Consider the following 26,731-nt stretch of genomic DNA (forward strand, 5'->3'; position numbering starts at 1 on the left):
GAGCCTCGGCTTACTGCTGCAGCTGACGAGGTTTGAGTAGATGATGGTCGACCACTTCGATCTGACTACCGAGGAGCAAGCACGCGCTGCGGGGAAAGCAGCAGGAGCGCAGGCGGGCATGAACGCGATCGATTGTCCGATCTTTCATGATCGGCTTGATCTTCGAAGCGCGTGGATGGACGGCTTTTCTGAAGGGCGAGTTTCGCAATCAGGCAACTCCGTCAGTACAGACTGAAGCGTTCTTAGGGCTGTCAGCCCTGTTAGGTGGATGGCCATATGCCGGCTCGAAGCTCGGCCGGAACCGAGTAGTCGCGCTTTAGCAGACGAGCGACCATGTCTTCGTAAGCCTTGATCGGGCTCTCGCCCCACGCCTTCGGATCGATGATCGTGTAGTTCGCCCACGGCGATAACACGCGGCCTTCAGGCGCGGACCGTACGTCGTCTATGCAGCGTTCGCTTCTTCAGATGCGCAGATTCTAGCGCCCGCTGCTCGATGATCCGGACGTGCTCTTCGCGTGTCACAATGTGCGCGAAATGCGCCCATTCGAAGTGCACTAGCTCTGCGTATATTCCTGCGGCTGTAGCAGGGCCACCAACAAAAAACAGTTTCCGTTTTACGCTTCGAAACCGGGCTCGGACGCCCTCGATCATTTCGCCGGTTTGATCGCGCGGCGTTCTTCTCGTTCCCGCTCGTCCCATTCGCGTTCTACTCGCTGCCCGTTCGCTTCCGCCGCCTTGTCGGTCAGCCTGCCAGCGGTCTTCAGCGCTGCGTCCGGGGTGATAGTGACGGCAACGCCACCGGGTCCGTCGAGAAGGACCGATCCCTGCTCGGCATCCACCTTCGTGGCGTCATTGTAGATCTTACTCATAGGTCACTCCACTTCCGAAAGTAACAACGTTTCGGCCGGCACAACGATCAGATGAAATGCCACGATCTGGATTAGGCCGATCGTCTCGTGCCTCATCGATCACGTGCGCGTTCAATGGGAGAAACATAGAGGGAGACTGACGTGGAACTGCAATCGGCATTGGTACGCCTGCGCGAATTTAGCCTGTCATGGAACGATGAAGACGTGGTCGACGAGAACACTCCGTTGACGGGGGCCGATCTCAAGCTGATTGCGTAGCTACTTGGGTCAGAAGCGGCTTCCGCTGCCGGCGGCTCCGACTAGCCGTCCACTCGCATCAGCTGCGCCGGGTATGACGCCACCAGCTGCATCGCCTCCTCAATCGATGCGCGCAGCCACGTCTCCTCGTCTTCATCGTGCAGCAGCACCGGCATCGCTTTCGGATGGATCGGCGCTACCAGCAAGTTTGGCTCGGTCGTTCGGAACGCGAACACGGCGCGGCCCTCAGCCGGGCGCCAGATCCCGGCAAAGCTGACGATCGGCCGGCTGGGCACGGCGAACCAATGGAGCGGCTTTTGCCCAACAGGGCCGGGGCCGTATTCACGGAAGGCGGTGAAAGGCATCAGGCCGCGGCGCTCCGGCTCGGCGAGCGCGTACTTGCAGAACGGCGACGTGAAGTTGTGGACGTTCGTCACCTTCTTGTCGAGCAGCACCGGCTTGCCGGTCGCCTTGTCGATCCGCTTGCCCGGCACCTTGTGTGGAAAGCCTCAGCTCATCGTTTCGAGCATGCGTACGCCCTCCGCCTCGCGCACCACATACGCCGGCTTGTCGGGGAACAGCTCTGGCAGCGGGATCGTCAGATCGTTCAGCGTATGATGAGACTATGCCGTAGCGTGCGGCAAGCTCGGCTTCCTTGGCCGTCATGCGGTAGCGGTTGCAGATAGCGGCTCTCCGATATGCAACGGAGCCTCGCCAACCGGGTATGCTCCTCGCGAGCAACGATATGCGCGAAGTGCGCGCCATCGAAATAGATCAGCTCGGGGTACAAGGGAAACCGCCAGATAACGTAATATGTCAGCTACGTACGGCATCCCCGCACGGATGCATCAGAGAGGGAAAAAATGCTCGGATGGTGCGCGGTCCCTGCTCGACGCAAGGCTGTGGGATCGACCGCTCTTCCACTTCTAAGGTGAGCGCTGCCTGTCGCTCTTGCCCTTATCCGACGAAAGGAAGAGGAACATGTTTCACTCAGATTGGAATTGCAGGATGGGCAGTAGCTCGACGGTCGAACGCGCGTTCGAGCTTGCACGCGATGGTTCCTGCACCACCGTCAGAGACGTGCGGGACCGGCTAAAAAGCGAGCGCTATGACGGTGTAGATGCGCACATCTCAGGTGCATTGAGCCGGCAACTGAAAGCCGAGATCGTCAAAAGTCAGGCGAAAGAAACAGGCACCTGATCAACGGCTCTTGCATGATCGCTATCGCATATTGCGCGAGCTCGGCTGACACTCACCTTTCTGGGTTTCGCATTCATTCCGGTTCTCCCGGACGCTTTGCCTCACGCTAGATCAGTAAGGTGGGGCGCCCATTTGATCAGCGTTGTGGCGGCTGCCCGCCGGTGCCGCGCTGTTCCGGACGATCCTGGTTACAGCCGGACAGATAACGGGTTTTAGCTCGACCGCGCTCTAAGCACGTTTCCGTCCGTAAAGTCTCGGGATCAGACAACGTCATCATTAGCCGCTTGGCTTTTCCCACTAGGATGCGCTTCCGTGGCAACGAAGGTCAGTTGGAAAAGCGTCAGATTATCCTCGCCCGTCACGCGAATGGCCCACTTACCCGAACCCCAGAGCGTCTCCGGATTGTCGGCGAGCAAACCTACCGCGAGTCTCACGGCTTCGCGCTTTGCTGTTTCAAGGTCCCATAGTTCAGTGCCCTGAAGGTCAGGCGAATCTTGACCGTCGTGAACATGGAAAAAATAGCGCCTCATCATATGCTCCAGCCGTCAGGCAAGAGCGCTAGGTCTGCCAGTCGCAAGCGCCCATTCATTCAGCTCGCGATAGTTGATGATTAGCATATTGGTTCGATCAAACGCATTGATTCTCTCCAATCTATGTCTGCTAACCTTGCCAAACCCGGCCATTCACGAGCGGACGGTGGTATCCGAAAGCGGACTGTCAGCAACGGATACAATCTTGCGTCGATCATGCCACGCAGGCCAAATGGGTAAAAGAACATAGGGGAGGGTGGCAATGACGATTCAGCAGGCACTTGATGCGGCCGTCGCGTCCGGCAAGATCGCGGGCGCCGTAGCGATGGTCGGCAACCGGGCCGGAACGCTCGATGTGGCGGCAAGCGGTCTGCGCGATCCGGCAAGCGGCGCTGCGATGACCACCGACGCGATCTTTCAGCTGGCTTCTATGACCAAGGCGATCGTCTCCGTCGCCGCGATGCAATTGGTTGAAGGTGGTGCGCTGTCGCTCGATGCGCCGATCGGAACGCTCCTGCCGGCGCTTGCCGACGCTCAGGTCATTGATGGGTTCGGCGATGACGGCGTCGTGCGTCTGCGGCCTGCAAAAGCGCCGATCACGTTGCGGCATCTGCTGACCCATACGTCAGGCCTCGGCTACGCCTTCATGAACGCCGACATGGCGCGCGCGCAGGGGCCGGTCGCGCCGGGTTCGTTGGCGAGCCTGCAACCGCCTTTGCTGTTCGATCCCGGAGAGCGGTGGGAATACGGCATCAGCACCGATTGGGTCGGCCTCGCGGTCGAGGCCGCGACGGGGCGACGGCTGGGCGAGGTGCTGGCGGAGGAGATCTTCGTGCCGCTCGGCATGACCGACACGGGCTTTATAATGGATGCGGCGCAGGCAGCGCGCCGGGTCGCGCTGCTCGCCCGCGCTCCCGATGGTAGCCTGTCGCCATTCCCGATCGAGATCGGCGGTGGTGAGGCGGCTGAGTATCAATCGGGCGGTGGCGGGCTGCTCGGCACCGCGGCGGATTATCTGCGCTTCGCCCGCATGCTGCTCAACGCCGGGGAGCTCAATGGCGCGCAGATCCTGAAGCCCGAGACGGTCGCCGAGATGATGCGCGATCAGATCGCGCCGCTTCGCGCGGGCGCGCTGCGCAGCATCATGCCGCAATTCGCGCTCGACTATGATGCCTATCCCGACATGCACAGCGGCTTTGGCTTAGGGTTCCTGCTCAACCCTGAGCCTGGACCGGACGGCCGCGGCGCGGGAAGCCTGATGTGGGATGGCGTTGCCAACACCTATTTCTGGATCGATCCCGCGCGCGATCGCGCCGGGATCGTGATGATGCAATTTGCGCCCTTCGCCGATCCCGCGGCGCTGGCGCTGGTGAGCGCGGTTGAGCGGGCGGTCTACCAAGCAGCTTAGCGGCGGGCAGACGTCAAAAGTGCGTTCGGCATCGTTTCGAAGCGCACGTCCCCGGCGCCGCAATCGTCGATGAACGAACTCGACTTCAGGCCCGGGTAGAGCAACACCGTCGTTCGACTCGGGGAGCAGGTCTCGCCTCCCGAGGAGCCCCGATCGATCTGATCTGCGGGGCTTTGCTCAGTGGGAGCGGCGATGGTGCCGCTCCTAACTGGGAGGCGCTTATGTCCACCGTCACAAAGACGCAGTCGCTGCTGCTCCATCATGCAGCGCGCCGCGAAAACGGCAGCTTGTTCCCGCTACCTGAAGATCTGACCCACCCGCCAACAATCCGCCGATCTGTGGCTGCGATGGTTGGACGCGGTTGGCTCAAGGCGCGGCCGACCGCTGATCAAAGCGCGGTCGCGCATAGCGAGAATAACGAGCGCTATGGTGTCTTCATCACGCCAGAAGGATGCGCCGCGATCAACGTGAAGGCGCATGAGGTGGAGGTCGAGCATAGCTTGCGTGCAGCGCAGCCGACGACGAAAGCGGCGCAGGTTATCGCGCTGCTGCTGCGCGAGGAAGGCGCGACACTCACCGACTTGGCGCAAGCTACAGGTTGGTTGCCGCACACAACGCGCGCTGCCCTCACGAGCTTGCGCAAGAAAGGCCATCATCTCGCCAAGGCAAAGCAATCGGGCGGTCCCACCTTCTACCGGATCATCGCGCAATGACGCCGCTCGAGCTGGAGCTTGCAGCGCTCGAGGCAATAAACGGGCTGGCGCTGCATGCCCGCTGGATCGAGGTGACCGGCAGTATCGTCCCGCGCATCAGCCCCAAGCTGCTGCGCCTGGCGCTTGCCTGGGAGATCCAGGCCAAAGCAGCAGGTGTTGCGAGCGACAACACGGGGCGCATGCTTGATCAGATCGCGTGCGCGAGCGGGCGATCGGGAGCGCCGGGGGTGCGTCGGCTCACGCGAACATGGCGTGGGCGTACGCATATCGTCACCATCGGTGAGGATCAGGTCGTGCAGTGGAATGGCCGATCCTGGCGGTCGCTGAGCGAGGTTGCGCGGGAGATCACCGGCACGCGCTGGTCGGGGCCGGCGTTCTTCGGCCTCAAGAAGGTGGCGGCATGACGCCGGTGCGCTGCGCAATCTACACGCGCAAATCGAGCGACGAGGGACTCGAGCAGGATTTCAACAGCCTCGATGCGCAGCGCGAAGCCTGCGCGGCCTATATCCGCAGTCAGGCGTCGCAAGGGTGGCTGGAGATCGCTACGCGGTACGACGACGGCGGGGTGTCGGGCGGTACGCTCGAGCGACCAGCACTGCGGCGTCTGCTTGCCGATGTCACCGCCGGACACGTAGATACGATCGTCGTTTACAAGGTCGATCGCCTCAGTCGCTCGCTGTTCGATTTCGCCAAGCTGGTCGAGGCGTTCGAGAAGGCGAACGCGAGCTTCGTCAGCATCACGCAGGCGCTCAACACAACCAGCAGCATGGGGCGGCTCACGCTCAACATGCTGCTGTCGTTTGCGCAATTCGAGCGCGAGGTTACCGCCGAGCGGATCCGGGACAAGCTTGCCGCCTCAAAGGCGAAGGGGATGTGGATGGGCGGTGTCGCGCCGCTCGGCTATAAACCCGACGGCCGCACGCTCGCTGTCGTCGAGGAGCATGCCGCGTTGGTGCGGCATGTCTTTGAGCGGTATTTGGCGCTCGGCAGCGTTCGACAGCTCGAAGCTGAACTGCGCGGGCAAGGCATCTTCGTGCCAAGCCGGGTGACCGCGACCGGACGCGCGATCGGCAACGTGGCCTTCGCGCGCAGCACACTCTACCTGATGCTCAAGCGCGTCACCTATGCCGGGTACATTGCACACCGCGACAAGCGTTATCCGGGCAACCATCCAGCGATCGTTGATCACGCTACCTTCGAGCGGGCGCAGACCCTGCTTGAGACTAACAAACAGGGAGCCACGCGCAAACGCGAACCGCGCGTGGCGCTCTTGGCGGGCAAAATTTTCGATAGCACCGGCGAGCCGTTGATCCCAACGCATGCGACGAAGACGCAGTCTACCTCGTCCGGTACCAAGGTGACGCGATACCATTATTACGTGAGCCGCAAGCTGCATCAAAAGCGCAGCGATACGGGCGTTCGGGTGCCAGCGCGTGAGATCGAGCAACTCGTTGCTGAACAAATCGCACGTTTGTTCGATGATCCGGTCAGGCTGCTCGGCGAGGCGCGGCTATCGGTGCCGCTCGATCGCTACAGTGATGTGCGGCACCGTTGTGCCGAGCTCGCGGCGCGGCAACGGCAACGACGTCAGGACGCGCTTGCGATCGTCCGCAAAATTTGCGTAGCCGAGGACGCCGTGACGATAACGTGCTGCGCCGCGATGATTGCCGCGGCGCTCGAGCTGACATGTGATCACTTGCCGCGGCACACGATCAAACTGGACCGATCGGTCCGTTTGACTCGATCGGGAGGATCGATACGACTTACGGAGGATGCCGCATGTTCGGCCACCGTTCCCGATCCTTCTCTCGTTCGCTTATTGAGGCTCGCTCGCCGCTGGTGGAGCGAGCTGCGTCAAGGGCAGCTCGACATCACCCGACTGGCTGAGCGGGAGAATGTGAGTGCGACGTATCTGACACGTGTGGTTCGGCTCGCTTTCCTCTCGCCTCTTGTTGCTGATGCTATCCTGACCGGAAGGCAGCGCGTCGGCGTCACGGGCAAGAAGCTCACGGTCGACACGCCGCCGGTCGCCTCTTGGCGTAATCAGGAGCGAATTCTTCTGGCGGCGCACTAGAGCCGCGATGAGCCGCAACCTTGTGCTGTGCGCACGGTTGAATCGTCATGAAGCACAAGCCGAAAACCAAGTCGCTCGTGACGGCCCTTGTCCCACCTCACCGAACAGGGCGGTTGAAAAGGTGGCTCCTTCAAAACAGGGGCTGGGTCGCGACCGGCGCTGGAACCGCAGCGATCGTCGGCAGCGCGTTGTTCAATCAGGCAAACGCGCGACAGGCCGAAGCAGCAACGCCGCCCATCGGCAAGTTCGTCGAGGTGGACGGCGTGCGGTTGCATTACGTCGATCGCGGCGAAGGGCCTGTCGTTGTGCTGCTTCATGGCGCTGGGGTCATGCTGCAGGACTTTGACGTCAGCGGCGTCCTATCGCGTGCGGTAGAGAAACACCGTGTCATCGCCTTTGATCGTCCGGGATACGGCTATAGCGAGCGACCCCGCTCGAAGGTTTGGACGCCAATCCGGCAGGCCGAGCTGATCGCTCGTGCTTTGCGGCAAATCGGCGTCACGCGGGCGGTCGTCGTTGGGCACAGCTGGGGCACGTTGGTCGCGCTTGCGATGGCGCTCGAGTATCCGACCATTGTTTCCGGGTTGGTACTGGTCTCGGGCTATTACTATGGGACAGCGCGCCCTGACATTGTCTCGGGGGCCATTCCCGCTATTCCAGTGGTTGGCGACTTGCTTAACCAGACGATCGGTCCGTTGCTGGGTCTTCTGAACGGCCCGATCGGCGTCAAGGCGAGCTTTGCGCCCGCCCCTGTCTCCCCCAAATTCGCCAAATTTCCAAAAGCACTGGCGCTGCGCCCGTCGCAAATCCACGCAAGCGCCGCCGACGCGGCCTTGATGGTGCCGAGCGCGCTCGCATTGAGTCGCCGATACGATGAACTCACTTTACCTGTAATCATCATGGCAGGGCGGGGTGACTTGATCGTTCACATGGATGAGCATGCGGAACGGCTCGTTCGCCACATCAGAAAGGCGGAGCTGCGTATCGTGCCGCAGCAGGGTCATATGCTGCACTACGCAGTGCCTGAACGGGTTGTCGCGGCGATCGCCGATGTGGCGTTACGTGCAGCGTAGCTTGTCGTAAAGCCCGCGCCTTCCGCTTAACATTACCCATGCGCCTATACGCTTGGCAGGGCCGAGCACGCCCACATGACGCCTCTGGGCGCTTGGTGGCCCTAATTCCTTCGGGCTCACATCATCGGGACGCACAACTGGGGAACGGAAGGCAGCCGAACGAACCGGGCGAAGCACAACGCCCTAGCGTCGAGGCCGAGGGGGCGTCGAGCCACGCAACCGCACGCCGCGAGCTGCAATCAATAGAGAATGGCTTTTGATGATGGCGCAAAGCACAATCGCTTTACGCCGGCAATGACCTAGAGAAGATGAGCGAGCCAAAGGCCTTCCGCGATGACGGCGGTCCAGAAGACCGCCACGGCTGCTATCGAGCCGAGGAGGCCGCGATGCACGCGGGCCTCTGCCGTTATATAGCTTCTCTCGGCGTCCATCGCTCACCCTTCAGGCCGCCCGATGCAGCGTCACTCACAGTAGCTACGCCATGGTACGGCCGCAACGGATCTAACAGGAAGAAGTTGATCCAGAGTTAGCGGCTCAATCGATCAGCCAATCAGCCTGGCGAGAGGCAGCATCACTCTGCAGCCGCGATCAGCTGCTGGTATGGCCACCGAGCATCGGCTGGTGAACGACCGAAGGGGCAGGCGAACCGAACGGCGAGCAGATCGACGGTGCTTCGGCCGGGTCCGGCGAGCGGTCTAGCTGTCGCTGCTGCTTCTCGCGGTACATAGCGGCATCTGCATCTTGCAATAAGCTGTCGGGATCGCTGCTCGCGTCCGTCGACGCGGCATTCCCGACTGATGCGTCGATCGTAACCTCGCCCGTCGGCAACGCGATTGGCTCGCGTATATATCGCGTGATCCGTCCCTTGATCATCGCCATGATTCTTTCTGATGACTGCGGCAGGAGATAGCCAAACTCATCGCCGCCAAGCCGTGCAACGAGTCCCCCGGCGTCATTGCAGATTCGCTGCAAGCGTTCGGCGACTGTCCGCAGGACAGCGTCACCCGCAGCGTGGCCGTAACGATCGTTGATCGATTTGAACCCGTCGAGATCGATAAGAAGGAGCGAGACGCTTGGTTCGCGCGCGCCTTCAAGACCCTCCATCAACGCCAATCGGTTCGGCAGGTTGGTGAGGTAATCTCGGCGAGCGGCATCATGCGCCGCCTTTTCCCGAACGGCCGCCTGCCGAAGGCAGGTCCGCAATTGCCACTCACGCCGCGCAAATAAGACCACGGCCGCGGCGAGAAACACGAACGCGGCCCCAGCATACTCGTCCAGTTCGTACTGCTCCCCGTGGCGCAGGGTCATGCAGACGTAATCGAACCAGCCGCTACTGACGCACACCGCAGTCAAAGCCGCCGCGCAAGCCAGCGCGAACGCGTCTTCGAGGGACAGTTTGGAAGGCTTCGCGATGTGCACGTATATGGCCACTTTCAGCCCCCACGGCTGGAGAGAGACGCTGTACGAAAAATCTTAAGTTCATCTAAACCGGCCTGAAATCTCCAGCACAAAGCGGCGTCAGCAAAACGCTTCGCCCGCGGTGGCGCTCCGCATGGTTGGCTTTTTCAACGGCAGCGGCGTCTGCGCCAGCGCACCGGCTCGACGCATGATCTCGGTTAGGGCAATTTTGCTGCCGTATTTAGTTAACGTAGCACGGCCGTTAAGATTTGACTGCGATCGTTCAGGCTTCGTCGTTCCGAGGTTGTATGCTCGCGATCAAGAAGCTCGTTTGTTCGAGCAAGCGTTCAAAGGTGGATGTTGAGCTCGGCCAGCGCATCCTCTCGTTCCTGGCGGCGCAGAAGCTGGCGCCGACGCCGGACAATTATCGGTTCGGCTATTTGGTGGAAGGCTCGCCGAGCTCGCACGCGGCCATCGCCGTTGATGCGCTCTTAATGGACAATCGGTCGATCGAGCAGGCGGATGTCGATCGCATCATGGCGACCAAGTCCGCCAATTCCACCAGCGACACGAGCGAGTACGACGATAAGGAGCAAGTCGCGCTCCGCCATCAGGCCGTTCGCCTGGCCGATCTGACCGCGCAGGCGCGGACGAGCTCCGGTGATTTCGGCAGAGCGCTTACTGGTGACCTCGCCGGCTTCGTCGACGGATTGTCGTCGGTCGAGGCATTAGCGGCGACGATGCTCGAACGTGCCAAGCTCTACGAAGCTAAGTATCAAGAAGCGTCCAATCAGATCGAGGCGCTTCGAAGCGAGATTCAGGCCGCGCGCGGCGACGCTCGTCGCGATGCGCTGACCGGGCTACTCAATCGACGCGGGATGGAAGAGCGGCTTTTCGCGCGCAAACCCGGCACCGTCGGTGTGATCGCGGTCCTCGATCTCGATCACTTCAAATCGATCAACGACCGCTTCGGGCAAGCCGTTGGCGATCGCGTTCTTAAAGGCGTCGCACGCGCTCTCCTTTCAATTGCGGAGGGCTGCGATATCGCGCGGTGGGGCGGGGAGGAGTTCCTGCTTCTTCTCGAGCAGCAGACATCGCGACAAGCCGCGTCGACGCTTGACGCTATTTGTAGCGCCCTGCGAGGCAAGACGTTTCGGTCAAAGGAAACGGACGAGATCCTAGGAAGCGTCACCGTCTCGATCGGTGCCGTGTCGATCGGTCTTCGATCGATCCTTGAGGCGATCGAAGAGGCTGACCGGCTTCTATACCAAGCCAAGCAGCAGGGACGAGATCAGGTCGTGCTTGGCTGACATCGAGCTGGTCGCCATCATCGAGTTCTGGTCCGTCTGGAGTATCCGTCTTGCTCCGGGATGCTCGTTTTCAGAAGACCGCCTGCACCCTCTTGAACGTTCGATATGCGTTTAGGCGAGGGGGCGGAGGGCCAATCACGCACCTCCCTAAGCCTTCGACGCGAACCTCGCCGAGCGCACCGGCATAGAACACAGCGTTGATGTCGTCGTCGATGTCGTAGACTTAGATGAGGTCCGCAAGATTGATGCCGCGATGATAGTCGTTCTGCCCCGTACCGCTGATGGTCATCGGCACACCTTGTTTCCCGTCGATCAAGAATGCGGATACTTGCTTCAGAGCACGCGATAAGGATGCAGTTCTACCTATGTGAGACCGTTCGCTTCAATTTGGAACAATCGCAGTTGATAGCATGTCGAGATATGCTCGATACGTGGGCGGTTATTCGTTCACTTGCTGGGTGCCGAAGACAATCGGTTGTTTCCGACGAGCGCGGACCAGCTGTTCGAGCAGGATCCGAAGCTCCGCTGCGGCGAGGATCGATGGTACCGCAATCACAAAAAAGCACAATAGGAACAGCAGCATAGAACCCTCGCGGTTGAGCTGTTCCAAGCGGTCTACTCGCGCGCTGGTTCCCCCGGGACCATCGATCCTAATCAGCGATAACACGATAGGCCGTGCCTTACCGGCCACGCCGACGCGTGTGTGAGCTGAATGTCGCCGTTGCGAAGCTTGGGTTGAGACGCGGACGGCGATCTACTGCTGCGCATGTGGAGCGTTCCCGCCGGCGGATCTGATTAGCTGCGCGGACCAGGTGTAAGCAAGCACCCCAGCCATAGCTGACCCAAGCGAGCCCCGGAGCCAAGGCGCAGCATCTGCGGCGACTGCGGATACCTAATCCGTTCTATCAGCAGAAAATCTTCGAACAAACCCAAGCGTTCAACGGTTTAGTTACGACCGCTAGCTATCACAGCAGCGGCACGGGAGTGAGCGCAATGGAACGCGACCAGAAGCCGAACGTGGACCCCGAGCGGCTTGATCGGAAGAGCGAAGGCTTTTTCGGCCAGTCCTATTCGAAGAACCGCGAGGAAGAACTTTCGAAGTGCGACCCTTCGGGCGCGGTGAACGCCGACCCCAAAGATGCTGGCGATGGGGCAGGCGCTCGTGCATCGGTTGATCCGCGGACGGGCGAAGCGCGCGGGAGCGGCGCCGACGCGGCCGCGGACCCTCAACGCAAGCCCAATGCCGCTGTTGCCGAGGGTAAGGAATGATGGTGGTGCAGCGATCCGCCGCATGATGGCATAATGATCGCTGACCCCCTCAAAGCCGGGCGACGAGAGGCCTTCCGTCGGAAGATCAAAGCGCTGAGGAACGAGTCTGGGAGGAATTGTTCCCCGCCAGCCAGCTCGCAAGCGGCTGAACGACGAGGGCGCTCGACAGGTCGGAATGCCTTTTGTGCGAGGCCGACGCGCGCCATTCGATACGCACAGCAGGCATTTACGGCCCCGCCGCGTTCAAGGCTCGCGAACGGCGTATTGGGCTTAGCGGCAACCCAGCACCGCGAGCGGTAAACGCGTTTCGCGGATCGTCTCACCGCGACAAGGCGATCACGATCGGTCTTGCGCATTGGTGACTTGGGCAGGCGTCGGATACCGGTCACGGCGATTCAGCCCTGCTGGAAGCGCTCGTTAATGCTTTTCGCGGCGGCGCGCAGTTCGGGGACTAGCTTCTCGCGCATGTCCTCGACGGGGAAGCGCATCGACGGACAGCAGGCGTTGAGCGCCGCGATGACGTGGCCCGCCGCGTCGTAGATCGGTACCGACAGCGAGCGGACGCCGACCTCGAGTTCCTCGTCGACGAGCGAGTAACCAAGTTCGCGCGTCTCCTCGATCACCGCGCGAAGCTGCTTGATCGTGCGCACGGTGTTGGTGGTGTGCTTCTCGAGCGTCAGCCGCGCGAAATAGCGCTCGAGCGCGGCATCGCTTTCTCCCGCGAGCAGCACGCGGCCGGTGGACACGGCGTACGCCGGCAGACGGTTGCCGATGTTGATGCTGACCGAGATGACGCGATCGGGGGTCGAGCGGGCGAGGTAGGTGACGTCGTCACCGGTCAGCACCGCGGTGTAGATCGATTCCTGCGTGCGCTGTGACAGCGCGTTCATCACCGGCTGGACGACGTCGAGGATCCCGACCGAGGCGAGCGCCGAATAGCCAAGCTGGAGGACCTTGGGCCTGAGCGAGAAATCGCGCTCGCGCTTCTCGGCATAGCCCTCTCGCACCAGCGTCAGCAGCAGGCGGCGCGCCGTGGCGCGCGACATGCCGGTCGCCTTGGCGACGTCGCTCAGCGTCATCGTCGGCTTGTCGCGGGTGAAGGCGCAGATGACTTCGAGTCCGCGTGCGAGCGATGCCACATAGTCGCGATCGGCATCGTCCTGATCGGTTGCCAAGGCGTCGACGTCATCTTTGATGTCGGTGCTGTTCGATTGATCGGACACTTGCCTTCATCTCCCCCGAACTGCCCTGCGCCTCTGCTAAACGCGCGAGTTACCAATCTGCAACCCGATCGGATGCGAATGCCATCAGCACGCGCACGACGATCCATTCTAACCCGCCAATTTGTGCGCCATCGCAACACTCGTTCGGTATGCGATCAAAAATGCGTTGACAGTATGCGGCGATGCGGCAAGTTTGAGTTGCGGCCAGGCGGGGAGCTTGTCGCGGGTAGGGGATAAGACATGCGAAAGACGTTCGCAGTCGGCGCTGCAGTCGCGGCGCTGATGACGGGGACGCATGCGCTGCATGCGGAAGACTTCCGGGTTGAACTTTCCGCGCCGGCGGCGGGGCAGAACGCGTACGAAGGTCGGCTGATCTTGGTGATCGCTGCCGACGACAAGACGGAGCCGCGTTTCCAGGTCGACGCAAGTTACGAAAGCGCGCAGGTCTTCGGCATCGACGTCGAGAATTTCCGTAACGGCCAGGCCCGCGTGATCGGCAAGGACGTGCTCGGCTATCCCGGCCGCAGCCTGGCCGATGTTCCCGCAGGCACCTACACCGTTCAGGCCGTTCTGCATAAGTACGACACGTTCAAGCTGGCGAACGGCAAGGTCGTGAAGCTGCCCGCGGCGCGCGGGGCGGGGCAGAACTGGCGCAAGGAGCCGGGCAACCTCATCAGCAAGCCGTTCAAGGTCAATTTCGATCCGAAGCGGCCGGGCGAGATCAAGCTGGCGCTGAACGAGGTGCTGCCGCCGATCGATGAGCCGAAGGACACCGAATTCGTCCGACACTTCAGGTTCAAGTCCGATCGGCTGTCGAAGTTCTGGGGACGCGACGTCTACATGCGCGGTCACGTGCTGGTCCCGAAGGATTTCGACAAGCATCCCGAGGCGCGCTATCCGCTGGCAATCTTTCACGGGCACTTCCCCGAGGATTTCGGCGGCTTCCGCACCACCCCGCCCGATGCGAATATCAAGTGCACGCCGAGCAAGCGGTTCATCAACGAGACCTGCTACGAGCGCACCGAGCAGCGCGAGGCGTATGATTTCTACCGGAAATGGACGTCGCCCGATTTCCCGCGTATGCTGATCGTTGAGATCGATCACTCGAATCCGTATTACGACGACAGCTATGCCGTGAACTCGGCCAATATCGGCCCGTACGGCGACGCGATCACCTATGATTTCATCCCGGCGCTGGAGAAGAAGTTCCGCGGCATCGGCGCGGGCTGGTCACGCTTCCTCTACGGTGGATCGACTGGCGGATGGGAAGCGCTGGCGGTGCAGGTCTTCTATCCCGATCAGTATAACGGCGCGTTCGCCGCCTGCCCCGATCCGATCGATTTCCGTCAGACAATGGTGACGGATATCTACAAGGACAAGAACGCCTATTTCTGGACCGGGCCGTTCGGAAAGGTCGCGAAGCCGGCGAAGCGCGATTATCTCGGCCACCTGTCGAACACGATCGAGGACGAGAACCGGCTTGAGCTGGTGCTGGGCGACAAGACACGGTCCGGCGGCCAATGGGATATCTGGGAAGCGGTCTACTCGCCGATGGGCGCCGACGGCTATCCGCAGCGGATCTGGAACAAGGCGACCGGCGAGATCGACCCCAAGGTCGCCGCCTACTGGCGCGAGAATTACGATCTGCGCCACATTCTGCAGCGCGACTGGCAGAAGCTAGCGCCCAAGCTGCAGGGCAAGATCAACATCTATGTTGGCGACATGGACAATTTCTATCTCAACAACGCCGTCTATCTGATGGAGGATTTCCTAAAGACGGCAAAGCCCGCGTACGGCGGCGAGATCCTGTACGGCGATCGCGACGAGCATTGCTGGAACGGCGACAAGACCCAGCCCAATTCGGTCGGGCGACTGCGCTACAATTGGATGTACGTGCCAAAGATCCTGCAGCGGATCGAAGCGGCGGCCCCCAAGGGGGCTGACCTTACCAGCTGGCGATACAAGTGACCGGGCAAACGCGCACGGCGAGGGGACGCCGGCGCGGATAGCCTCAATCAACCATCATCAGGGAGTTCAATCATGTCCACCAGGGCACCATCACGCACGTTCTTTTTATGCTCGGCCGCCGCGTTCATCAGCGTCGCCCTGCCGGCGCACGCGCAGGATGCAGCAGCTGATATCGCCGCCGGATCGAGCGAGGACGGCGAGATCGTCGTCACCGGATCGCGCATCCGCTCGCCCAACCTCGAAAGCGTCAGCCCGGTGACGACCGTCGGAGCGGAGGAATTCGCGGTACGCGGCACGGTGCGTACCGAGGATCTCGTCAACCAGCTGCCGCAAGTGTTCGCGGCGCAGGGCGCGGCGAATTCAAATGAGGCGACCGGCACCGCGCAGGTCGACCTTCGCGGCCTCAGCCCGTCGCGCACGCTGGTGCTGATCAACGGCCGGCGGCTGCCGTACGGCTCGCCCAAGAACATCCCGTCGGACTTGAACCAGGTGCCGACGCCGCTGATCCAGTCGGTCGAGGTGCTGACCGGCGGCGCATCGGCGGTCTACGGATCGGACGCGATCGCCGGCGTCGTCAATTTCAAGCTGATGGAGAATTTCAGCGGCATCCGCTTCACCGGCAGCATCGCCGGTTTCCAGCATACCAACGACCGCGACGAGCTGCGCGATCTGCTTGATCGCAACAACGCGCGCGTGCCCGGTGCGTATCTGAAGCCGGAGAAGACGATCTGGAACGGCTTCACCACCGAATTGTCGGCGGTGGTCGGCGGCAACATGGACGACGATCGCGGCAACGTCACCGCTTATGCGACCTACCGCAAGGTCAACCCGATCCTGCAGGCGGATTATGATTACTCGGCCTGCGCGCTCGGCGCGACGGGTGCGGGGGGCAACGAATTCTCGTGCAGCGGCTCCGCCACCAACGCACCGGCGAACTTCACCAACGCCGGCGGCATTCCGGGCCTGCCGACGTCGTTCCGCGCCACCGGCGATCGCCAGTTTGTCGCCGGTACGCAGACGTACAATTTCGCGCCGTACAATTACTATCAGCGCCCCGACGAGCGCTACGCGCTGGGCGCAACCGCGCACTACGAGGTGAACGAGAATTTCAAGCCCTATCTCGAGGCGTCGTTCATGGAAGACCGCTCGGTCGCACAGATCGCACCGGGCACCAACAGTGCGGGCATCACCGTCGGCGCGGGCAGCATCAGCGGGATCAACTGCGACAACCCGTATTTAAGCGCGCAGCAGGCCAACTTCCTGTGCACCAGCCGCGGCCTCTCCACGGCGAGCGTCTACGATGCGGCGGGCAATTACGTCCGCCCCGCCTCGATCGCGCAGGGCGTGCTCGTTGCGCGGCGCAACGTCGAAGGCGGCAACCGGCAGGACGACATTCAGCACCAGAGCTATCGCATCGTGCTCGGCGCGCGCGGCGAGATCGCCGGGCCGTTCAAGTATGACGTCTATGGCCTCTATTCGAAGGTGAATTACCGCAGCCGCTTCCTGGGCGACGCCAATCGCCAGCGGACGGCGAACGCGTTCAACGCGGTGCGCAACTCGGCCGGCCAGATCGTCTGCGCGATCAACGCCGACGCCAATCCGAACAACAACGATCCCAATTGCTCGCCGCTCGACTATTTCGGGCCGGAGGCGAGCGCCCAGGCGGTGCGGTACGTCGCCGAGACCAAGTCGATCACGGGTGACACCAACCTCGTCAACATCGTCGCGGCGATCGACGGAAACCTCGGCGAATGGGGCTTCACCTCGCCGTTCGCGGAGAGCGGCGTCGCGGTCGCCTTCGGCTACGAATATCGCAAGAACTCGGTCGATTATCAGCCCGACGAAATCTATCAGGCGGCGGCGAGCCCCGAGCTGCCGATCACCGGATCGGTTGCGGCGAAAGAGTTCTTCGGCGAGTTGATCGTGCCGCTGGTCGAGAACGTGCCGTTCATGCAAACGCTCTCGTTCGAAGGTGCGTACCGCTATTCGGATTACGACAGCGGGTTCAAGACCGACACCTACAAGCTGGGGCTGAATTGGACGCCAGTGCGCGATTTCCGGCTGCGCGGGTCGTACCAGCGCGCGGTTCGGGCGCCCAACGTGATCGAGCTGTTCTCGAGCCAGCAGCTGTTCGAAGTCGAGCTGACCGAGAATGCCAACGGGTCGTACGATCCGTGCTCGGGCGCGGCGCCGATCGCGACGTTCGCACAATGCGCGCGCACCGGCGTGACGGCGGCGCAATACGGCAACATCGTCGACAATCCGGCGGGGCAGTTCAACTCGCTGATCGGCGGCAATCCCGATCTCGATCCGGAAACCGCCAAGACGCTGTCGCTGGGCGCGGTGTTCGAGCCGCGGTTCGTGCGCGGGCTGACGATCTCGGTCGATTATTTCGACATCAAGGTCGAGAACCTCGTCGGCAGCGTCAACCCGAACCTGTCGATCGCCAACTGCCTAGCGAACGGCGATCCGTATTTCTGCAGCCTGATCCAGCGCAGCCCCGACAGCGGCTCGCTGTGGCAGGGCGAGAACGGCTTCTTCCGGCGCTTCAATGTCAATACCGGCTCGCTGCAGACCAAGGGCGTCGACGTCGCGGTCGATTATCGCATGAACCTCGCCGATCTCGGCCTCAACGCCGGGCGGCTCGCGTTCAATCTCGTCGGCACGTACCTCGACTCGTACAAGACGGTGCCGCTGCCCAATTCGCCGCAGGCCGACATCTACGAGTGCAAGGGGCTGTACGCCGGGCTCTGCGGCCGCCCGCGTCCCGAGTGGCGGCACAAGTTCATGACGACGTGGACGCCGGCCGATCGCTTCAGCTTGACGGGCACGTGGCGCTACGTCTCCGCGGTCAAGATCGCGCAGACGAGTGATCAGCCGGCGCTGACCGGCAGCTTCTCTGGCGTGAACGAGCGGCTCGGATCGCGCAGCTACTTCGATCTCGCCGCGTCGTTCGAGGTGCGCAAGGACCTCGTCTTCCGCGCCGGCGTCAACAATCTGTTCGACAAGGATCCGCCGCTCACCACCACCGCGGCGATCGAGGACGGCGGCAACGGCAACACCTACCCGCAATTCTACGATGCGACGGGCCGCTACCTGTTCCTCAGCGCCAACGTCGGCTTCTGATGCGGTGACGGTTGAACCGGGGGCGTGCGCTGGTACGCCCCCGGTAATCGATAATCAGCTGGGGACTAAGTGATGAACGCGCGTTGGTATGCCGGGGCTGCACTGGCGATGATTGTGTCCGCGACGGGGACCGCCACGGCCGCGCCGGCAACCGACGCCGATCGCGCGATGGCGCGGCAGATGCTCGAAGAGGCGATCGCGACGCCGACCGCCAAAGGGCGCGGGCAGGTGCCCGCGCTGATCGAAAAATATGCCGCCCGGCTGCGCGCAGCGGGTTTCGCGGCCGAAGACATTCAGACCGTGCCGGTCGAGATCGACGGCGAGAAGACGGCGGGGCTCGTCGTGCGCTACGCCGGGCGCAATCCGCGGGCGAAGCCGATCGCGTTCCTCGGGCACATGGACGTCGTCGACGCGCTCAAGGAAAACTGGTCGACCGACCCTTATGTGCCGACCGAGAAGGACGGCTACATCTATGGGCGCGGATCGACCGACAACAAGGCCGGCGTCACCGCGCTGGTCGCCAGCTTCATCCGGCTCAAGAAAGCGGGCTTTATGCCCGAGCGCGATCTGCTGCTTGCCTTCTCGGGCGACGAGGAGAGCGGGATGATGACGACGCGCGCGCTGACCAAGCATCCGCTGGTCGCGCGCGCCGAATATGCGCTCAACTCGGATGCCGGCTCGGGGCAGATCGGCGCCGACGGCAAATATCGCTTCAACATCCAGGCGGCGGAGAAAACCTACGCCAACTTCGCGATCGCGGCAAAGAACTCCGGTGGGCACAGCTCCGCGCCGCGTGCCGACAATGCGATCTACGATCTCGCGCGCGCGCTGGTGAAGCTGGAGGGGCTCCGCTTTCCGGTCGAGTTCAACGAGATCACGCGGATCATGGTCGCCGACATGGCGAAGGAGAAGGGCGGCGAACTGGGCCAGGCGCTGACGACGCTCGCGGCTGATCCGACCAACGCCGCAGCGCGCGCCGTAGCGGAAAAATATCCGCACGACGCCAATATCCTGTGGACAACGTGCGTCGCGACGATGCTACAGGCGGGCAATGCGCCCAACGCGCTGCCGCAGAACGCGACGGCGAACGTCAATTGCCGCATCTTTCCCGGTACGAACGTCGAGGCGGTGCGCAGCAAGATTGCCGAGACGATCGGCAACGACAAGATCGCCGTATCGCTCGTCGGCGAGGGCGTTGCGAGCCCCGTCTCGCCCGTCAATCCGGCGCTGTTCGCGCGGCTGCAGAAGGCGATGGACGCGACCTATCCGGGCGTGACACTGAAGCCGAGCATGTCGTCGGGCGGCACCGACGGGCGCGAATTCCGCAGCGCCGGCATTCCGACCTACGGCGCTGGCGCGCTGGCGCTCGGCGCCGATGACAGCCGCGCGCACGGCACCGACGAGCGGGTGCCGATCGCCGCCTATCTGAAGCAACTAGATTACTGGGATGCCCTGCTGCGCGACCTGGGCAGCGCCAAGTGACCACGCTCGCGCGTCGCGATCTGCTGCGCGGCGGCGCTATGGCCGGGGTTGCCCTCACGGCTGCGCCGGCCGCAATCGGCGCAGCGCCGAGCCCGGCGATGGTGCCCGTCGCGCCGATCGGCCGCGCCGAGCGCGTGGCACGGCTCGCGCGGCTCCAGGCAGAGCTGCGCCGGCGGAACCTGTCTGCGCTGCTGGTCGAGGCGGGATCGAGCCTCGTCTATTTCACCGGCATCGACTGGTGGCGCAGCGAGCGGACCACGGCGGCGGTGATCCCGGCCGACGGCCCGGTGCTGATCGTGACGCCGTTCTTCGAGGAGCCGTCGATCCGCGAGATGCTCGACGTGCCGGGCGAGGTGCGCGTGTGGCAGGAGGACGAGAGCCCCTTCGCGCTGATCGCCGGCTGGCTATCGGAGAAGAAGCTGAGCGCGGGCACGCTGGCGGTGGAGGAGACCGCGCGCTTCTTCATCGTCGACGGCATCCGCCGATTGCTGCCCGATCTTAAGACGGTATCCGGCGCCGGGCCGGTCAACGCGTTGCGGATGATCAAGAGCCCTGCGGAAATCGCGCTGCTGCAACGCGCCAACGACATCATGATCGCCGCCTATCGCGCGACGCATGCCGAGGTGCGCGCCGGCATGACCGGTGATGACATAAATGCGATCATGACGGCGCAGATCGCGCGCCACGGCGGACAGCGCGGATCGAGCAGCGCGCAGGTCGGCCCGGGCAGCGCGCTGCCGCACGGGTCGAAGGAGCGGCTGAAGCTCGCCGAGGGCACGGTCGTGCTGATGGACTGCACGTGCAGCATGCACGGTTACGTCTCCGACGTGTCGCGCACCTTCGTCTTCGGCGAGCCGACGGCGGAGCAGCGCCGCGTGTTCGCGCAAATGCGCCAGGGCATGGTGGTGGCGATGGACGCCGCGAAGGTCGGCGCGCCGGCCGGCAGTGTCGATGATGCGGTGCGCGCCTATTACGAGAAGCTGGGCTACGGCCCACGTTACGCGCTGCCGGGCCTGTCGCACCGTACCGGCCACGGCATCGGGCTCGACGTGCACGAACCGGTCAATCTTGTGCACGGCGAGACGACGCCGCTGGCGCCAGGCATGTGCTTCTCCAACGAGCCAGGCCTCTATCTGCCGGGCAAGTTCGGCATCCGCATCGAGGATTGCTTCACCATCACCGACGAGGGGCCGCGCTTCTTCACGCAGCCGCCCGCGTCGCTCGACAAGCCATTCGGATAAAGGGGGGGACAATGCCACGATCGAGGAGCCTGTTGGGCGGGGCGGCGGCATTTGCCCTGATGACGCTCGCGCCGACCGCGATGGCGCAGGACGAGCAGTCGATGTCGCCGGCGCTGCCCAAGATCATGAGCCTGCGCGATCAGGCGCAGCTGCGCGACGCGTGGCTCGAGCGCCGCTTCGAGAGCGTGCTGCCGCAGCTGATGCGCGAGAACGGCATCGACATGTGGGTGCTGATCGCGCGCGAGTATCTCGAAGACCCGGTCGTCTCGACGATGCTGAACGCGACCAATTTGCGCGCGCGGCGGCGGACGATCCTGATCTATTTCGATCCGGGGGAGGGCCAGCCGGTCGAGCGGCTGGTCGTCAGCAAGCACGGCATGGGCAATCTCTATAAGCCCGTGTGGGACATGGAAAAGCAGCCCGACCAGTTCGCCCGCGTGCGCGAGCTGATCGCCGAGCGCAACCCGAAGAAAATCGCGCTCAACATTTCCTCGCTGACGGCGTTCGGCGACGGGCTGACGCACAGCCAGTATTCCGACCTGATGAAGGCGCTGACGCCCGAGCAGCAGGGCCGCGTCGTCTCGGGTTATCCGCTGGCGATCGGCTGGCTGGAAACGCGCACGCCCGAAGAGATGAAGGTCTATCCCGAGATCGTGCGCGTCGCGCATGCGATCATCGGCGAGGGCTTCTCGTCCGCCGTCGTGAAGCCGGGCGTGACGACCAACGAGGATCTCGTCTGGTGGTACCGCCAGCGTGTTGCGGATCTCGGTCTCGCTTCCTGGTTCCACCCGTCGGTAGAGGTGACGCGCAAGGGCACGCCGGGTGTGCTGCGCGAGCAGGCGAGCGTGATCCAGAAGGGCGACATGCTGCGCGTCGATTTCGGCATCCACTATCTCAATTTCAGCACCGATACGCAGCACGTCGCCTATGTGCTGCGCGACGGCGAGAGCGATGCGCCCGCCGGGCTGAAGGCGGGGCTGCGCGACAACAACCGCGTCCAGGATGCGGTGACGAGCGAGTTCCGCGTCGGCGCGACCGGCAACGAGGTGCTCAATCGCGCGCGTGCCAAGGCGATCGCCGCGGGGCTGAAGCCGACGATCTACTCGCACCCGATCGGCTATCATGGCCACGGCGCGGGCAGCTCGATCGGCCTGTCGGAAGAGCAAAAGTTCGTGCCGACCGGCGCGTACAAGCTGCGGCCGAACATCGCCTGGTCGATCGAATTGATGGCGACGAGGGCCGTGCCCGAATGGGGCGGCCAAATGGTCGATTTCAAGAGTGAGGAAGACGCCTTCTTCGACGGCAAGACCGTCCGCTACATCGACGGGCGCCAGACCAAGTTTCACCTGATCGGATCGCGCTGAGCTTCCCTTTCGCGGCCGGCGCAATGCGCCGCCGGCCGCGGCGCGGACCGTACACTGGGGCTCATCCCGGCAAGGGATGAGCCCCGTTCTTTTCGCCGACATCGTGGGATCAAGGGCGCGGCACCAGGATGAAATCCTCCTGCCCGCCGTCGAGGAAGCGGAAGCTGCCGTCGGTCGACAGGAAGCCGTTCTCCTCGTGCATGAAGCGCACTTTCTGCCCGCCCCATTCGGGCACGTTGGCCTGCGCGTTGAGCTCGATCGACCAGGCGGTGTTCGGATCGATGCGATACTCACCGCGGTGCGGCGCGGGCGCCTGGCTTTCCCAAGCGCCGATCGGCGCGCCGGCGGCGTGGCCGTGGAAGCCGATCGGGTGCGAGTAGATCGTGCCGTCGATCTTCTCCGCCTCGACCTGCCGCCGCGCGGCGGCGAGCACCTCGTTGCCGGTGCGCCCCGGCTTGAGCGCGGCGATCGTCGCCGCACGCACGCGGTTCATCGCCGCGATGCCGTCGCGCAGCCCCTTTGGCGCCTGCGTTTCGCCAGGCTTCAGGACGTAGGCGAGGCGCTGGATATCGGTGTTGAGCCCCATGTAGGTGATGCCGAAATCGACGTGCAGCATGTCGCCGGGCATGATGATCGTTGCGCCACGATGGCCCATCTCCTGCACGCTGAACGCGCCGCCATCGGCGCGCTGGATCGCCACGCTCGGCTGGAACCAGGTGTCGAGGCCCAATTGGTTGATGCGGTTGCGGAACCACCACACGACGTCGTCGGATGTGGTGACGCCGGGGGTGATGACGCGTTCGGAGAAACCCTCCTCGATGATCGCGTGCGAGATGCGCGAGATGGTGGGATAGCTCGCCATCTCTTCGGGGATGCGCGTCTCGAGCCAGCCGAGCGGCAGGCGCTCGGGGCTGACGAGGCGCTTGGCGAAATCGGGGCCGATCGCGTGCACAATCGCCTCGTAATGCGTCGCGCTGAGGCCATCGGCGAGCGGGAAGTCCTCCGACCGGTTTAGCGCGATCGTCGCGGGGTTGCGCGCGGCGATGATCCTGGCGAGCTCGGCCCACTGGTCAGGCTGTTCGTCGGGGTTCCACGCGGGCTTGAAGTCGCCGACCGGATAGCGCGCGAGTGCGAGCTTCTCGATCGGCTTGCCGTCGCCGGGATCGAAGAAGACGAGGATGGTGCGGCGCCTGGCGTGAAGCCAGGTTGCCGGCAGCATCGTCTCGACGACGGGATCCTCGTTATACTCGCCAGCGACGAGCACCCACATCTGCACCTTGTCGCGGCGCATCAGCGTCGGCAGGACGCGATCGAGCCGCAGCTTGAGCCAGCGATCTTCCGTTTCCGCGCGCCGCTCGAGCGGCAGAATGGCCGGCATTGCGTGGGCATGGAGATCCGCCGCAACAGGCGTCTGCCCTGCCGCCAGTGCCAGCGCCAAGATCGATACCCCCATATCAGCTCCCATTGTTCGTTAAGCGAACTTTTGTTCGACAGAAGAACTCTAAAGCTGTCGGGACAGGTTGTGAAGGGACAAGGTTGCGGCTCCAGCCCACCGGCGCGCCACATCGAGTGCGGCGCCTTAGCGCATCCGCGAAGCTGCGCGGACATCAAGGCCACTATCAAGGCTGCTAGCTGGTTTCAAAGGACTGCGCGGGGGCGTGACCGACGCTTGCTCGATGACCGTCAGGTGAAACCTGTCGCCCGTTTACGCGGCCCGCCAAAGGTCAGAGCCTAGCGATGCGATCGCGGCGAAGCGTTGCGCCGAGACGACGTCGCAGTGGCCGATCGTAAAACTTGGCCAGCAGCAGCGCGAGAATGCAGGCACCGACCAACGCGGCGATACCAATGGCGGGCGCGAAGGATGCGCCGTCTCGCCCGGTGAGCATCGACACCCCACGCTCGACCGGGAGCACCGCGTGTACGATGTATAGCGGGTAGGACAGCGTTCCGAGCAGCGCGTAGAGCCCGACGGTGCGGGGTTGACTGGCGAGCGCGGCAGCACACAGCAGAGGAAAGGCGACGCCGGTCACCAGCACGTCTTTCGCCCATCCCCACGATACTGGCAGCGCGAGGAGCAAGGTGGCGAGCACAAGGATCAGTGGCGCGGGCAGGCGAAGGGGAAGCACACGGCCCTGACGGTGGGCGCGTGCGATCAAAACGCCGATCGTGAACCCCGCCGTCACGCGCAGTGCGCCAAGTTCGGCATGTCGCCACTCGCTGCCGAAATCGATGCTGCCGAGACGCTGGGCGGCGAGCGCGAGCAGGGCCTCCGCGATGACGAAGATGATCAGCAGCGCCCTGCTCGATAACCCGCGCAGCAGCGCAGCATAGACGAGATTGACGCACAATTCCCAGAACAGCGACCAGCACGGGATGTCGAGCGGGAACAGATCGCTGCGTGGGGCGGGCAATATGTTGGGCAGCATTAATGCCCCAAGCACGGCAACGGGCACCAATGATCCCAGCGTCCACTGCGATTGGCCGGAGATCAGGCCGAGAAGCACGACGGCGACGCCGATCGCATGGCCGACGAGATAGAGCGGCATCAGCCGGAGGAGGCGCGTCGCCATGAAGCTTCCGGCCCGCAATCCCTGGACCAGCCGAGCGCCATAAGCATAGTCGATCACGATTCCGCTGACGATGAAGAACATATCGACCGCGAGATAGGCGCTTGCGAACGACCAGCCGGCAAGCATCGACTTGTAGTGAAAAGTAACGACGGCGAGTGCCGCGATGCCGCGCAACCCGTCGAGCGTTGCGAAGAACGGTTTGGCATCACCCGTCGCGCGCCGTTCTTCGATCAGGGGCGGGGTGAGCGGATCGGGTGAAACGGGGTCTGCTGCGTGACCGCGCCCCGACGTCACTGAAATTGCACCTGCCACCGTGTGATCTCGACGCTGCCGAAACCCTTGATCGGTTCAGCGCCGATGGCGACGCCCGACACCCAGTCTTCGGGCCGAGCCAACCGCTTGGCGACCAACCAGTCGAGCGCATGGCGCATGTCGAGGATGCCCGCCGGCACGTCGCCGTCGTCGGCCGGCGAGAAGGTAAGAAAGCGGTCCTGCAATGTTGCGCGCCATGGACGCCCAGCAGGATCGGTATAGAGACCGAGCTGACGCCCGGAGGCGACGAAGCTGCGCGTGGCAGGAGCGACGTGGAAGAACCAGCCGATCTCGAGCCGCTTCGATTCGTTCTCGCGCGGATCGCGGCGTAGGTAAAATTCGGTCAATATCGTCGCGTCGCCGAAGCGGAAATCACCCGTCCAGGCGAATGCCGTCTTCAGCACGCGAATGTCGCGCACTCGGCGCGGGGTGACCGGTGTCTCCGGTACGCCGCCGTCGTAATTGCCGTAGCCCAGGTGATGGTAACCCCATACCCCTGGGCCATTGCGCGGCGCATAGGGCGGCCATGCCCAATTGAAGCGTGTCCGGGCGGGAAAAGCGCGAAGATCGACCCACATCGTTTCCGAAAAATTGGCCCACCGGCGCAGGATCGGCTGATCGTCGACCGCCCACGGTGAGACAAAGCCGTAATATTTCCCTGCCGTATAGGTCGTTCGTGCCTTGACGGTGATGCGATCGCCCTTGCCGCCGGCGCGAAACGCAAAAGGTGCAGCGAGGACACCGACAACCAGCGCGACCACAACCAACAGCGCAATCACGATCAAACGTCCACGGGCGGCCAAAACTTGCTCCTAAGGAAAGCGCGGTCAGGGGCCTCGATAGCGGCTCGATCATGCGGCGGCGATAGCGCGACATCGCCGGTAGCAAATTCGTCGCCGCTTTATCCACGCTCCTTCGTTGAAAGGAGGTGATCATGCTCAGAAAATCTCGTCTTACCAACCGCCTGATCAGACGCATGAGGGTTGGTCTGTCCGCGTGCCGGCCATGCGGCTTGAAATCACTGCGCTGGCGAAGACTGGCGGCTAGCCGCGACCGCATTCCCAAGCCGATATTTACGAGTGCGCCTGCCTTTTCGACGCGGCGCTTGCGCGCGCCAGGTTATCTAGCATCCGGCATGTTCGAAGCCTCTGATATGGAGCGATATCGTGCGTGTGCTCGTGCATCGACTTGTTAGAAAAATAGGCGAAGCGTGGAAGGGTAGCGCGGCTGATGCACCTGCGCGGGCGTCACGAGAGTGGAATGCCGCTGTTGTCGCGTTCAACCCAAGGTGATCGCGCAACGGCGATTTGCGTCTTGAAGGCTTGGTGGCCGATTACCATCGAACCGTGAAGCCGGGCGACACA

Annotated in this window: 23 protein-coding genes; 14 read left to right on the top strand and 9 right to left on the bottom strand. The window is 63.1% G+C overall.

The annotated features are described in order from the left end of the window. The first annotated feature begins 40 nt into the window (after window positions 1-40). The gene (locus B7L05_RS16980; protein ID WP_144037296.1) at window positions 41-235 is read left to right on the top strand and encodes an Rmf/CrpP family protein; all 195 of its coding nucleotides are present in this window, start codon (window positions 41-43) and stop codon (window positions 233-235) included. Window positions 236-647: 412 nt separating this feature from the next. On the opposite strand, the gene B7L05_RS13635 is transcribed toward B7L05_RS16980, so the two are convergent. Both B7L05_RS13635 and B7L05_RS13640 read right to left on the bottom strand, forming a co-directional pair. Next, on the bottom strand, window positions 648-869 hold the full coding sequence (locus tag B7L05_RS13635) for a hypothetical protein (RefSeq protein ID WP_085810843.1): 222 nt from the start codon (window positions 867-869) through the stop codon (window positions 648-650). Window positions 870-1,168: 299 nt separating this feature from the next. Beyond that, the gene (locus B7L05_RS13640) at window positions 1,169-1,600 is read right to left on the bottom strand and encodes an SOS response-associated peptidase family protein (protein ID WP_085810844.1); all 432 of its coding nucleotides are present in this window, start codon (window positions 1,598-1,600) and stop codon (window positions 1,169-1,171) included. Between the two features lie 514 nt (window positions 1,601-2,114). Here B7L05_RS13640 and B7L05_RS16985 point away from each other — a divergent pair. Continuing rightward, on the top strand, window positions 2,115-2,306 hold the full coding sequence (locus B7L05_RS16985; RefSeq protein WP_144037297.1) for a hypothetical protein: 192 nt from the start codon (window positions 2,115-2,117) through the stop codon (window positions 2,304-2,306). A 260-nt stretch (window positions 2,307-2,566) separates the two neighbouring features. Here the strand turns inward: B7L05_RS16985 and B7L05_RS16990 are convergent, their stop codons facing one another. Further along, the gene (locus B7L05_RS16990; protein ID WP_144037298.1) at window positions 2,567-2,836 is read right to left on the bottom strand and encodes a DUF6894 family protein; all 270 of its coding nucleotides are present in this window, start codon (window positions 2,834-2,836) and stop codon (window positions 2,567-2,569) included. A 262-nt stretch (window positions 2,837-3,098) separates the two neighbouring features. Between B7L05_RS16990 and B7L05_RS13645 the strand changes: the two genes are divergently transcribed. The 5 genes from B7L05_RS13645 to B7L05_RS13665 all read left to right on the top strand — a co-directional run bounded on the left by B7L05_RS13645 (window position 3,099) and on the right by B7L05_RS13665 (window position 8,104). Then, a complete protein-coding gene (locus tag B7L05_RS13645; protein WP_085810845.1) occupies window positions 3,099-4,244 on the top strand; it encodes a serine hydrolase in 1,146 nt (381 codons plus the stop codon). 221 nt (window positions 4,245-4,465) lie between these two features. Then, entirely contained in the window at window positions 4,466-4,957 is a 492-nt protein-coding gene (locus B7L05_RS13650) for a DUF3489 domain-containing protein (RefSeq protein ID WP_085810846.1), read from the top strand. Beyond that, window positions 4,954-5,361 carry a DUF2924 domain-containing protein gene (locus B7L05_RS13655; protein ID WP_085810847.1) on the top strand — a complete coding sequence of 136 codons (408 nt, stop codon included), beginning with the start codon at window positions 4,954-4,956 and terminating at the stop codon, window positions 5,359-5,361. The genes B7L05_RS13650 and B7L05_RS13655 overlap by 4 nt, the downstream gene beginning before the upstream one ends. After that, window positions 5,358-7,031, top strand: coding sequence for a recombinase family protein (locus B7L05_RS13660; protein ID WP_085810848.1), 1,674 nt, complete (start codon window positions 5,358-5,360; stop codon window positions 7,029-7,031). The genes B7L05_RS13655 and B7L05_RS13660 overlap by 4 nt, the downstream gene beginning before the upstream one ends. Window positions 7,032-7,078: 47 nt before the next feature. After that, window positions 7,079-8,104, top strand: a complete 1,026-nt coding sequence (locus tag B7L05_RS13665) for an alpha/beta fold hydrolase (protein WP_085810849.1) — start codon at window positions 7,079-7,081, stop codon at window positions 8,102-8,104. A gap of 588 nt (window positions 8,105-8,692) precedes the next feature. Here B7L05_RS13665 and B7L05_RS13670 read toward each other — a convergent pair. After that, window positions 8,693-9,523 carry a GGDEF domain-containing protein gene (locus tag B7L05_RS13670; RefSeq protein WP_218776023.1) on the bottom strand — a complete coding sequence of 277 codons (831 nt, stop codon included), beginning with the start codon at window positions 9,521-9,523 and terminating at the stop codon, window positions 8,693-8,695. Window positions 9,524-9,855: 332 nt separating this feature from the next. Here B7L05_RS13670 and B7L05_RS13675 point away from each other — a divergent pair, with 332 nt between their 5' ends. Beyond that, a complete protein-coding gene (locus B7L05_RS13675) occupies window positions 9,856-10,812 on the top strand; it encodes a GGDEF domain-containing protein (RefSeq protein ID WP_179187226.1) in 957 nt (318 codons plus the stop codon). Window positions 10,813-11,251: 439 nt separating this feature from the next. Here B7L05_RS13675 and B7L05_RS17500 read toward each other — a convergent pair whose 3' ends face one another. Then, window positions 11,252-11,422 (bottom strand): hypothetical protein, encoded by a 171-nt coding sequence (locus B7L05_RS17500; protein ID WP_179187227.1) that lies wholly within the window; start codon window positions 11,420-11,422, stop codon window positions 11,252-11,254. A 383-nt stretch (window positions 11,423-11,805) separates the two neighbouring features. Between B7L05_RS17500 and B7L05_RS13680 the strand changes: the two genes are divergently transcribed. Then, window positions 11,806-12,081 (top strand): hypothetical protein, encoded by a 276-nt coding sequence (locus tag B7L05_RS13680; protein ID WP_085810852.1) that lies wholly within the window; start codon window positions 11,806-11,808, stop codon window positions 12,079-12,081. 395 nt (window positions 12,082-12,476) lie between these two features. Here the strand turns inward: B7L05_RS13680 and B7L05_RS13685 are convergent, their stop codons facing one another. Beyond that, window positions 12,477-13,304 carry an IclR family transcriptional regulator C-terminal domain-containing protein gene (locus tag B7L05_RS13685; protein ID WP_218776024.1) on the bottom strand — a complete coding sequence of 276 codons (828 nt, stop codon included), beginning with the start codon at window positions 13,302-13,304 and terminating at the stop codon, window positions 12,477-12,479. A 240-nt stretch (window positions 13,305-13,544) separates the two neighbouring features. Between B7L05_RS13685 and B7L05_RS13690 the strand changes: the two genes are divergently transcribed. From B7L05_RS13690 to B7L05_RS13710, 5 genes are all read left to right on the top strand, one after another. Next, entirely contained in the window at window positions 13,545-15,272 is a 1,728-nt protein-coding gene (locus tag B7L05_RS13690) for a hypothetical protein (protein ID WP_085810853.1), read from the top strand. Window positions 15,273-15,344: 72 nt separating this feature from the next. Then, complete coding sequence (locus B7L05_RS13695) at window positions 15,345-18,398, top strand: TonB-dependent receptor domain-containing protein (RefSeq protein ID WP_085810854.1); 3,054 nt, start codon at window positions 15,345-15,347, stop codon at window positions 18,396-18,398. 72 nt (window positions 18,399-18,470) lie between these two features. Next, a complete protein-coding gene (locus tag B7L05_RS13700; RefSeq protein ID WP_085810855.1) occupies window positions 18,471-19,880 on the top strand; it encodes a M20/M25/M40 family metallo-hydrolase in 1,410 nt (469 codons plus the stop codon). Then, window positions 19,877-21,121: a Xaa-Pro peptidase family protein gene (locus tag B7L05_RS13705; protein WP_256926737.1), complete on the top strand. Its 1,245-nt coding sequence runs from the start codon at window positions 19,877-19,879 to the stop codon at window positions 21,119-21,121. The genes B7L05_RS13700 and B7L05_RS13705 overlap by 4 nt, the downstream gene beginning before the upstream one ends. A gap of 11 nt (window positions 21,122-21,132) precedes the next feature. After that, window positions 21,133-22,485: a M24 family metallopeptidase gene (locus B7L05_RS13710; RefSeq protein ID WP_256926738.1), complete on the top strand. Its 1,353-nt coding sequence runs from the start codon at window positions 21,133-21,135 to the stop codon at window positions 22,483-22,485. Window positions 22,486-22,594: 109 nt separating this feature from the next. Here B7L05_RS13710 and B7L05_RS13715 read toward each other — a convergent pair whose 3' ends face one another. The 3 genes from B7L05_RS13715 to B7L05_RS13725 form a co-directional block, all read right to left on the bottom strand. Beyond that, the gene (locus B7L05_RS13715) at window positions 22,595-23,938 is read right to left on the bottom strand and encodes a M24 family metallopeptidase (protein ID WP_256926739.1); all 1,344 of its coding nucleotides are present in this window, start codon (window positions 23,936-23,938) and stop codon (window positions 22,595-22,597) included. A gap of 271 nt (window positions 23,939-24,209) precedes the next feature. After that, on the bottom strand, window positions 24,210-25,367 hold the full coding sequence (locus tag B7L05_RS13720) for an acyltransferase (protein ID WP_085810857.1): 1,158 nt from the start codon (window positions 25,365-25,367) through the stop codon (window positions 24,210-24,212). Next, window positions 25,346-26,146, bottom strand: a complete 801-nt coding sequence (locus B7L05_RS13725; protein ID WP_144037299.1) for a hypothetical protein — start codon at window positions 26,144-26,146, stop codon at window positions 25,346-25,348. The genes B7L05_RS13720 and B7L05_RS13725 overlap by 22 nt, the downstream gene beginning before the upstream one ends. Window positions 26,147-26,731: the final 585 nt, after the last annotated feature.

Origin of the sequence: Sphingomonas sp. TZW2008 (assembly GCF_002117915.1) — a bacterium.
In the GTDB taxonomy this organism is placed as follows: Bacteria; Pseudomonadota; Alphaproteobacteria; order Sphingomonadales; family Sphingomonadaceae; genus Sphingomonas.

What these genes read in the sequence shown, in the direction of transcription:
- B7L05_RS13660 (WP_085810848.1), top strand. Translation starts at nt 5,358, where the DNA reads ATGACGCCGGTGCGCTGCGCAATCTACACGCGCAAATCGAGCGACGAG.
- B7L05_RS13635 (WP_085810843.1), bottom strand. Translation starts at nt 869, where the DNA reads ATGAGTAAGATCTACAATGACGCCACGAAGGTGGATGCCGAGCAGGGA.
- B7L05_RS16990 (WP_144037298.1), bottom strand. Translation starts at nt 2,836, where the DNA reads ATGAGGCGCTATTTTTTCCATGTTCACGACGGTCAAGATTCGCCTGAC.
- B7L05_RS13700 (WP_085810855.1), top strand. Translation starts at nt 18,471, where the DNA reads ATGAACGCGCGTTGGTATGCCGGGGCTGCACTGGCGATGATTGTGTCC.
- B7L05_RS13710 (WP_256926738.1), top strand. Translation starts at nt 21,133, where the DNA reads ATGCCACGATCGAGGAGCCTGTTGGGCGGGGCGGCGGCATTTGCCCTG.
- B7L05_RS13690 (WP_085810853.1), top strand. Translation starts at nt 13,545, where the DNA reads ATGCGAAAGACGTTCGCAGTCGGCGCTGCAGTCGCGGCGCTGATGACG.
- B7L05_RS13695 (WP_085810854.1), top strand. Translation starts at nt 15,345, where the DNA reads ATGTCCACCAGGGCACCATCACGCACGTTCTTTTTATGCTCGGCCGCC.
- B7L05_RS16980 (WP_144037296.1), top strand. Translation starts at nt 41, where the DNA reads ATGATGGTCGACCACTTCGATCTGACTACCGAGGAGCAAGCACGCGCT.
- B7L05_RS13650 (WP_085810846.1), top strand. Translation starts at nt 4,466, where the DNA reads ATGTCCACCGTCACAAAGACGCAGTCGCTGCTGCTCCATCATGCAGCG.
- B7L05_RS16985 (WP_144037297.1), top strand. Translation starts at nt 2,115, where the DNA reads ATGGGCAGTAGCTCGACGGTCGAACGCGCGTTCGAGCTTGCACGCGAT.
- B7L05_RS13680 (WP_085810852.1), top strand. Translation starts at nt 11,806, where the DNA reads ATGGAACGCGACCAGAAGCCGAACGTGGACCCCGAGCGGCTTGATCGG.
- B7L05_RS13645 (WP_085810845.1), top strand. Translation starts at nt 3,099, where the DNA reads ATGACGATTCAGCAGGCACTTGATGCGGCCGTCGCGTCCGGCAAGATC.
- B7L05_RS13715 (WP_256926739.1), bottom strand. Translation starts at nt 23,938, where the DNA reads ATGGGGGTATCGATCTTGGCGCTGGCACTGGCGGCAGGGCAGACGCCT.
- B7L05_RS13655 (WP_085810847.1), top strand. Translation starts at nt 4,954, where the DNA reads ATGACGCCGCTCGAGCTGGAGCTTGCAGCGCTCGAGGCAATAAACGGG.
- B7L05_RS13665 (WP_085810849.1), top strand. Translation starts at nt 7,079, where the DNA reads ATGAAGCACAAGCCGAAAACCAAGTCGCTCGTGACGGCCCTTGTCCCA.